The 8049-nt window shown below is 65.0% G+C and carries 9 protein-coding genes and 1 pseudogene; 5 read left to right on the top strand and 5 right to left on the bottom strand.

What is annotated here, in order from left to right; translation table 11 throughout:
- The first annotated feature begins 182 nt into the window (after nt 1-182).
- A complete protein-coding gene (locus ADBZ6I_RS14080; RefSeq protein ID WP_526384857.1) occupies nt 183-1544 on the top strand; it encodes an IS21/IS408/IS1162 family transposase in 1362 nt (453 codons plus the stop codon).
- Nucleotides 1541-2401 carry an IS21-like element helper ATPase IstB gene (istB, locus tag ADBZ6I_RS14075; protein WP_526384855.1) on the top strand — a complete coding sequence of 287 codons (861 nt, stop codon included), beginning with the start codon at nt 1541-1543 and terminating at the stop codon, nt 2399-2401. The genes ADBZ6I_RS14080 and istB overlap by 4 nt, the downstream gene beginning before the upstream one ends.
- Before the next feature lie 123 nt (nt 2402-2524).
- Here istB and ADBZ6I_RS14070 read toward each other — a convergent pair whose 3' ends face one another.
- Nucleotides 2525-2842 carry a nucleotidyltransferase family protein gene (locus tag ADBZ6I_RS14070; RefSeq protein WP_313676881.1) on the bottom strand — a complete coding sequence of 106 codons (318 nt, stop codon included), beginning with the start codon at nt 2840-2842 and terminating at the stop codon, nt 2525-2527.
- A 268-nt stretch (nt 2843-3110) separates the two neighbouring features.
- Nucleotides 3111-3836 carry a TetR/AcrR family transcriptional regulator gene (locus ADBZ6I_RS14065; protein ID WP_526384853.1) on the bottom strand — a complete coding sequence of 242 codons (726 nt, stop codon included), beginning with the start codon at nt 3834-3836 and terminating at the stop codon, nt 3111-3113.
- Between the two features lie 84 nt (nt 3837-3920).
- Between ADBZ6I_RS14065 and ADBZ6I_RS14060 the strand changes: the two genes are divergently transcribed.
- Complete coding sequence (locus ADBZ6I_RS14060; RefSeq protein WP_313674665.1) at nt 3921-4799, top strand: lysophospholipid acyltransferase family protein; 879 nt, start codon at nt 3921-3923, stop codon at nt 4797-4799.
- A 10-nt stretch (nt 4800-4809) separates the two neighbouring features.
- On the opposite strand, the gene ADBZ6I_RS14055 is transcribed toward ADBZ6I_RS14060, so the two are convergent.
- Nucleotides 4810-5442, bottom strand: a complete 633-nt coding sequence (locus ADBZ6I_RS14055) for a TetR/AcrR family transcriptional regulator (protein WP_526384850.1) — start codon at nt 5440-5442, stop codon at nt 4810-4812.
- 121 nt (nt 5443-5563) lie between these two features.
- Between ADBZ6I_RS14055 and ADBZ6I_RS14050 the strand changes: the two genes are divergently transcribed.
- On the top strand, nt 5564-6025 hold the full coding sequence (locus tag ADBZ6I_RS14050; RefSeq protein WP_313674668.1) for a RidA family protein: 462 nt from the start codon (nt 5564-5566) through the stop codon (nt 6023-6025).
- Complete coding sequence (locus tag ADBZ6I_RS14045; RefSeq protein ID WP_313674669.1) at nt 6022-6729, top strand: HD domain-containing protein; 708 nt, start codon at nt 6022-6024, stop codon at nt 6727-6729. The genes ADBZ6I_RS14050 and ADBZ6I_RS14045 overlap by 4 nt, the downstream gene beginning before the upstream one ends.
- A gap of 277 nt (nt 6730-7006) precedes the next feature.
- Here ADBZ6I_RS14045 and ADBZ6I_RS14040 read toward each other — a convergent pair.
- Nucleotides 7007-7498 (bottom strand): annotated as a pseudogene (locus ADBZ6I_RS14040) (pyridoxal-phosphate dependent enzyme); the annotation flags it as partial.
- Nucleotides 7499-7609: 111 nt separating this feature from the next.
- Nucleotides 7610-8049: putative copper homeostasis (lipo)protein LpqS (gene lpqS / locus ADBZ6I_RS14035; RefSeq protein ID WP_526384847.1), on the bottom strand; the 440-nt coding region annotated here is incomplete at its 5' end.

Here is an 8049-nt window from a genome sequence, read left to right as displayed (position 1 = left end):
CGACCGGGCCGGACGGCGCCACCCCGACCCGATCACGACGACGCTGACTGCGCTCACTGAAATTCCCCACTTACGCTCATCGAAATTCCCCACCCGTGTGGCTCCGCCGAGAAGGGCGGGCCTCCCTCGATGCTGCTGGTGTCTGACGCCAACAGCTCCATTCGAAGGAGGCCCGCTTTCTCATGCTCACATGGGAGGACGACTTGGAAGTACACGCCCTACGCAAACGTGGTTGGTCGATCTCAGCGATCGCCCGACACACCGGCCATGACCGTAAAACGGTCCGCAAATACCTGGCCGGCGCCGCCGAACCGGGAGTCCGGGCCCGGCCCTGCCCGGACCCGTTCGACCCGTTCGTCGACTACGTGTCGGCCCGGTTGGTCGAGGACCCGCACTTGTGGGCCCGGACCCTGTACGACGAGTTGGAGGGACTGGGGTTCGGACTGTCGTATCAGAGCCTGACCCGCAACATCCGGGCGCGGAATCTGCGGCCGGCGTGCGAGGCCTGCCGCACAGCCACTGACCGGGTCAACGCGGTTATCCCTCATCCGCCGGGCGATGAAACCCAATGGGACTGGCTGGAATTGCCTGATCCGCCGTCGGAATGGGGCTGGGGCAAGACCGCGCACCTACTGGTCGGGTCGCTGGCTCATTCCGGCAAGTGGCGGGCAGCGTTGGCGCCGTCCCAGGATCAGCCCCATCTCATCGCCGCGATCGACCATGTGGTGCGCGGTTTGGGTGGTGTGTCACGGGTGTGGCGGTTCGACCGGATGGCCACCGTGTGCGATCCGGGTTCGGGTCGAGTCACCGCTTCGTTCGCTGGGGTGGCCAAGCACTACGGTGTGTCGGTCGCGATCTGCCCGCCACGGCGCGGTAACCGCAAGGGTGTGGTGGAGAAGGTCAATCACACTGCGGCGCAACGCTGGTGGCGCACCCTGGCTGATGAGATGACCGCCGAGCAAGCGCAAGCCGACGTGGATCGCTTCGCCCGGGTACGGGGCGACACGCGGCTGCGTGCCACCGCTGACGGGCGGTCCTCGGTAGCCACCGTCGCCACGAGCGAGCGGTTGTCACCGCCGCCCGCAGCGCCGTATCCGGTGATCATCACCGAGTCGCGGACCGCGTCGCGCCAAGCCTTGGTGTCCTACCGCGGCAACCGCTACTCGGTGCCACCGGAGTTGGCCGCAGCCCAGCTCACGGTCAGCCATCCCCTTGGTGGCCAGTTCTGCGACATCGCCACCACGAGCGGGATCATCGTGGCCCGGCATCGGATGGCCGCCGACGGGCTCGGGGTGATGATTCGCGACAGCGGACACGTCATCGCCCTGGACACCGCGGCGATGGCCGCCGCCGCCACTGGCAGACCCCACCGGCGCAAGGAACGCATCCCACCCGGAACTGAGGCCAAAGCTGCTGCCGCACAACTGATCCAACTACGCGCCCAGATCACAACCTCGGATCAATCCTGCACACCATCAACCGATTCCGCTGTCATCGACCTATCCGCTTACGAGCGGGCCGCCCAGAACAGGACCTTCCAATGACCCCCACTGCACGAACCCCGAAGATCACCCGCACCCTGGCCGTCGACAGCGAGTCACCATCGGCTGCGGCCAGCCGGTATCAGCAGCTGCGCTCGCATCTGGCCGAGCTCAAACTGCACGCCGCCGCCGAAGCTCTGCCCGCCGTCTTGGATCAGGCCGCCGCGGAGGGCCTGTCGCTGACCGTCGCCTTGGAACGGCTGCTGGCCGCCGAAGTGGACGCCAGCACCACCCGACGCCTGGCGGGCCGGTTGCGGTTCGCGTGCCTTCCCACCCCGGCGACCCTGGCCGACTTCGACGTGGACGCTGCCGCCGGCATCGACCGCCGGCTGATCGACGAGCTGGGCACCTGCCGCTACCTGGACTCCGCGACCAACATTCTGTTGATCGGCCCGCCGGGCACGGGCAAGACACACTTGTCGGTCGGATTAGCAAGGGCTGCAGCGCATGCCGGGTACCGCACCTACTTCACCACCGCAGCGGATCTGGCCGCCCGCTGCCACCGTGCAGCCATCGAGGGACGCTGGGCCACCACCATGCGCTTCTACGCCGGACCCACGCTGCTCGTGATAGACGAACTCGGGTATCTACCCCTGCCCGCCGAGGCCGCCTCGGCGCTGTTTCAGGTTGTATCCCAACGGTATTTGAAAACCTCAATCGTGATCACTACCAACCGCGGCGTAGGCGCCTGGGGCGACATCCTCGGCGACACCACCGTCGCCGCCGCCATGCTCGACCGCCTCCTGCACCGCTCGGTCGTCATCAACCTCGACGGCGAGTCCTACCGCCTACGCGATCACCATGCCGCAGCCGACAGCCTCCGCCGAGCCACCACCGGCACCCGCCAACCGATACACTGACCCGGCCATCAGGTGAGGAATTTCGGTGAGCACACCCGGGGACTTCCGATGAGCGCAGTCAATAGGCCTAGACCCTGGCGATCGCCGTCTGGATATCGTTCAGCCGGTCCTGCGCCGATCTGGTCACAACGCGATAGCCTGGCTTCGAGCAGATTCTGAAACGCCCTCTTTGAGAAGGTCTTCACAGGCGACGTCGACTGGCATCTTGAGTAACGTTTCCAGTTCCAACCGGATCCCCGAGAGTCGAGACAGTCGACTACCGGACCCCGTCGCGGCGAGGTCTAGCAGTATGTCGACATCACTGTCAGGCCCTGCGTTGCCCTGCGCGATCGATCCGAACAACCGGGGATTGCTCGCACCGTAGCGGGCCAGCACATCGCATATCGCCTCCCGGTGCTCGCGCAGCCGGGTCAATGCCATGTCACTGGCAGCGCTGGTCATTCTCATTATTCTACGTGCGTTCTCGGACAATCCGGCTGTGCTGGTTACCGCCGGTTAGGTGGCTAGGCATCCTGTATATCTGCTGACAACGTCAACACACCGCACGTTCCAGCAGGTATTTTTGCGTCAGCTGAAGTGCTGTCGCGTCGCGAAGTTCGGCGTTATCCCATTTCAGGACGGTTTCCGGAGCGGGTTCGATTCCCGGCAGCTCTACCAAGAACAGGCCGGCCCGAAAGGCCGGGCCCGCTTTGTGTCGTACACCGGCGCTTTACGATCCGGCGTCCGGTGCGTCGATGAGCTGGAGTGCGGCCGCCTGTCCTTCGCGGAGGAAGTCGCCGATTTCTGAGGCCGCTGCGCGGAGTTGTTTTTGGTTTGCGTGCTCAGGTCCGAGGATCGCGGTGACCGCTGTCCCCAATACGCCCAACGGATCCTCGACATCGGCGGAGTGTTGGCCAAGTCCGATCAACGAGAAGGCGACGCCAGTGATCAGTGAGTGCAGCGCGAAGTTCTGATCGTCGCCGTCCCAGTCGTTGCGAGCCAGTCCGTTTCCCCGCCAAATCGGCAGGACGGCGTCCAGAACGGCGCCCGGTCCGAGCGCGCCGTCATGGGCAATGGAACGCGGATGGTCGGTCAGCGCGCCGAGCAGATCATCGTCGTGTCGTTGGAGCGCGGCGATGAGTGGCTGGTTGGTCGCGATCTGCAGCATTGCGGGGCAGAACCGCGAGGGGCGGGCGAGGTCGGGGTCCGCGTCAAGTCGCTCGATCAGATCATCGAGCAGGCGCAGGAATGCGCGGCCGATGAGACCGATCAGCAGGTCTTCTTTCGTCGCCCAGTAGAGGTATACGGTGCCCTTCCCGACGTGGGCGCGCGCCGCCACATCGGCGACGGTGAACCCCCTCGCACCCCTGCCGATCAGCAGGTCTCCGGCCGCGGCCAGCAGGCGCGCAGCCTTTGTGGAGTGGAGTTCGGGCAGGTCGCGAACCGGAGCTCTCACCCCCTTACTGTAGCTCCCCCAGCTGCAGTAATAGAGAAACTGACCAAAAATGTCATTTGGTCAGTCATGCGCTAGGCTGGCGGCATGGCCTATACGCCCTTACCCGCTGAAGACATCGATCGGCTGACCAACCAGCCCCCGCGCGTGGAGGCATTGCGGAAGGCCATCTTCACCGTTGCTGATGGACTGCGCGACGCGATCGATCTCTCCCGGATTTACGTCGACGGACTGGAGAATCTTCCCGCAGACGGACGCTTCCTCCTCGTCGGCAATCACACGTCAGCCGGCTGGCCGGAAATCGTTCTGACTCCGTATTTCGTGCACCGCCATCTCGGGGTGCGCGTCAGAGGGCTTGCCGACAAGCGCGTCACTCAGGTGAAGGGCGTGCAGCGGGATCTGATCGAGGCGGTCGGCGCCGTACCTGGTCAGCCGGATATCGGCGCTGAGTTGATGCGACGCGACGAGACCATGCTGGTTTTCCCCGGCGGCGGTCGCGACATGTTGAAGTTCAAAGGCGAGGAATACCACTTGAATTGGGAAGGCCGTTCAGGCTTCGCCCGACTGGCCATCGCCCATGACTATCCGATCGTCCCGGTCGGACTGGTCGGCGGTGACGACGTCTTCCACAGCCTCGTCGCGCGCAACAGCGCATGGGAGCGGATGACGCGGACCTTCGGAGAGCGCATGCACGGTATTGTCGGTGTCGGCGTTCCCTTGATGCGCGGTCTAGGACCCACGCTTCTGCCGCGCCCGCAGCGGATGTATCTGCGCTTCGGGCAACCGATCTCAACGGTGCGGCCGGCTCGGAGGAAAGTCGATAAGTGGGAGGCCACCGTCAAGCAACGCACCCAGGCCGAGTTGGAGACAATCCTGGCCGATCTCCAAGAACTGCGGCAGAACGATCCGTTCCGCAATCTCAATCCCTTGCGTTGGGGCGCGGCACTGCGGCCGAAAGTCGGCTGAGGCTAGCCGTCTATTTCAGCCGCAACCCATAGCTGACCAGATCGGCCGCGCGCTCAATCAGTACAGCCAACTCCTCAGGGCTCTGCTGCAGATCGTCGTGGCGCCACGCGAGGCTGATGATTCCGTTCCAGCTTGCCCACAAAATGGTCGCCGTTGACTGCGGGTCTAGGTGACGGATGCTGCCATCGGCGATGCCGCGTTCAATGGCATCGACCATGCGGGCGTTCTGCCCGTCGACCCGAAGGGCAAGCAGTGCGGTGGTCGCGGCGGCGGCGGGGTAGGGGCTGGGTTTGGTGGGGAAGGCCAGCATGCGGAAGAACTGCGGATGGTCCAGAGCGAAGCGCAGGTACTGCTCGGACGCGGCCAGCAGTTGCTCGATGGGGTCGCGATCGGGGGTATAGGCCCGATCCATGTAGTCGCGGTCGACATCGAGCGCTCGGGCGACCACCGCGGCGTACAACCCTTCCTTGCTTCCGAAGTTGTTGTAGATAGAGCCCACCGCGACGCCGGCGTGCTGGCCGATCTCTTCGACGGTGACTTCTTCGACTGGGCGTTCGGCGAACATCTGTTGCGCGGCGGCGACCAAGGCATCCATGGTTCGCTGCTTGCGCGGGTCCATCCGGCGTTGCGCTACGACGTCCACCGGCCCATGTTACTGCGGAAAGACAACTTATTAAAATGGTTGCAATAAGGCGATGGCGGCTTTACCATCGGCCACATGTTGAACCCATTGCAACAAGTACGACCGGATTGGGGGCTCGGCTGTGTCGGCTGACGCGCGTCTCGTCGAGCTCGGGATCGAACTGCCCGACCCGTTCCCACCAGCCGGCGAATACATCAATGCCGTCCGCACTGGTGATCTGCTGATCCTGGGCGGCCACATCCCGTTCAGCCCGCCGCATACGGTCGTGTTCGGCAAGCTGGGGGCTGACCTCGATGTCGACGCCGGGCGCGAGGCCGCGCGATTCGCCGCCATCACCGCGTTGGCCACCATCCGTTCCGAGCTCGGAACCCTCGACGGGGTCAAGCGGATCGTGCTGGTGCGCGGGGTCGTCAACGCCGCTGAGGATTTCATCGGCCACACCCAGGTGATCGACGGTGCCTCAGAGGTCTTCGTGAACGTCTTCGGCGACGCCGGCCGACATGCGAGGCTCGCCGTCGGCGTCTCATCATTGCCGGCCAACATCGCGTTGGAGATCGAAGTGACCGTCGAGGTGGCGCGATGACCACCGCCGAGTCGACGCTGGCCGTCATCGGCAGACTCGGACGAGCTCAACTTGAGCAGAATCTGCGACGCGCAGCCCGCCTGATGGGCCGGAGCCGCCCGGAACTGTTGGCGCTCAATGACATCGGATATCCGGACACCAGCACCGCCCTCGAGGCCGCAAGCCTGCTGCGTGCCCAGGCACCAAGCGTCCTCGCCGCTCACTGCTACCGGACGTACCTGTTCGGCGCTGCCCTGGGAACCAGGGACGGCCTCGACTGGGATGCAGAACTGCTCTTCATCTCGGCCATGCTGCACGATCTAGGACTCACCGATTCCCCTGGCGGCGACGGACCCTTCGAGCAACTCAGCGCCGCAGCAGCGCAGTCATGGCTCATCGATCACGGATGGCCAGAAGACCGTGCCTCGGTAGTTGCGAAAGCAATCAGGATGCACATGAACGTCGGCCGTGCCGGCAAGGAACGACCCGAAGTGGCACTACTGCACTTCGGTGCCGCCGCTGACGTCACCGGAATGCGATTGGAAGACATCCATCCCCGCACCGTCGAGGAGGTTCTCGCATCGCATCCGCGCGACGGTTTCGGCCGATATTTCGCCGAGAAGGTCCGCGCCGAGGCACGCGCGTACCCAACGTCGGTCACCGCCAACCTATGCCGCTGGGGCCAATTCGCCTGGCACATCGAACATTCCCCGTTCCAGGAGTGACATGACCCTCAGCAACCCGACCATGGCCACGCTGCTCGCGGCGGGCCTCATGATGACTGTGAAGTTTGTGTCTGGATCCCCGATCACGTCGAGGTTCGTCGTCGGCGCGAGAGAGGGCTGACCCTGCGGCGCCGACGAGGAAGCGATCCTGGAGTCATTGTCGGAACTGCATGCCGCAAGGAAACCCGGCCCCAAGGCCAGCGCTGCGGCCCGCGGTACACCCGCAGCCGATGAACCGCCGGCGGCTAATCCAGTCGGACGCAGGATTTCTTCTGTTCGCCACGGGGTCTTCGGCCAGAAGTTGGGCCACCCGATCGCATCGGGCCTGCTGCCACCCGCCTCGCGGGTGGGGCTCGGTGACCTGCTCGACTCGGACGCCGTAGGCCGTCAGCATGCGGGCGATGATGGGTTCCAGACCGGTGTCGGTGACCACGGTGACGGGGTGCCGATAAGCCATGCCGGCCAATGCCAGTCCCAGACCGAGGGTGCCGCTACTCGACTCGATGATCCGCGCTCCCGGGCGCAGGTCCCCGCGAGCGCGAGCGCAGCCCACCAGATGCAGGGCGGTGCGATCCTTGATGCCCCCGGGATTGGAGCCCTCGAGCTTGGCCCAGAAGCCCCGGCCGCCATCGGCGAACGGGGCGGTGACACGAAGTACCGGGGTGTTGCCGACCGTCGAGGCGAGGGTTGCCGCGGGCTCGTGGCGCCGCGGAGGCCGGTGATGGGTGGCATGCAGATTTTTCGGGTGCAGAGGGAGAGCTGAGGTCATCGGATGGTCGCTTCCTTGCCAGGCCGCGTTCCGAGACACGGCCGCTGAAGTGGACGTCAGTCACCGACCGATCAACCCGACGTAGGGGTTGTTCGGTCTGTACCTGTCCGATCAGCGGCGCGAGATGCACAGCCGGGCAAGTACGGCCCGGCCGGGAGAATCGATGAGCGGCCCACGGGGCGGATCCCGCCCGACCGCAGCCGTATGCCGGGGCGACCACTGCCACAACAGGCCGCCAGCGAAGATCAGCCCTAAGACAGGCAGCGCAGTCCGCACGCGGTGGAGCAGGGAATCAGCGAACTCATCTGGAGCGCTATGAATCGCCGGCGCACCGATGTGATCGTGGTCCACCGCGGAAAGGTGGTCAAGATGGCCCGTTGCCGTTATGTGGTGGTCGACATGCGGGTCTGATGGCTCGGCCAGCAACGCCGGTGCAGCACCGAAGAGGGCGACGATGAACATCAACACGATCGCCGCCCACACCCGGGCATTCCCCGGGAGCCTGAGCCTGAGCACACGCATGATGACAGCGACTTTAGCAGCGAATTGAC

Source organism: Mycobacterium sp., assembly GCF_044342925.1.
GTDB lineage: Bacteria > Actinomycetota > Actinomycetes > Mycobacteriales > Mycobacteriaceae > Mycobacterium.
The sequence above is the reverse complement of the archived record's forward strand: the minus strand, read 5'-3'. Positions and strand labels throughout refer to the sequence as shown.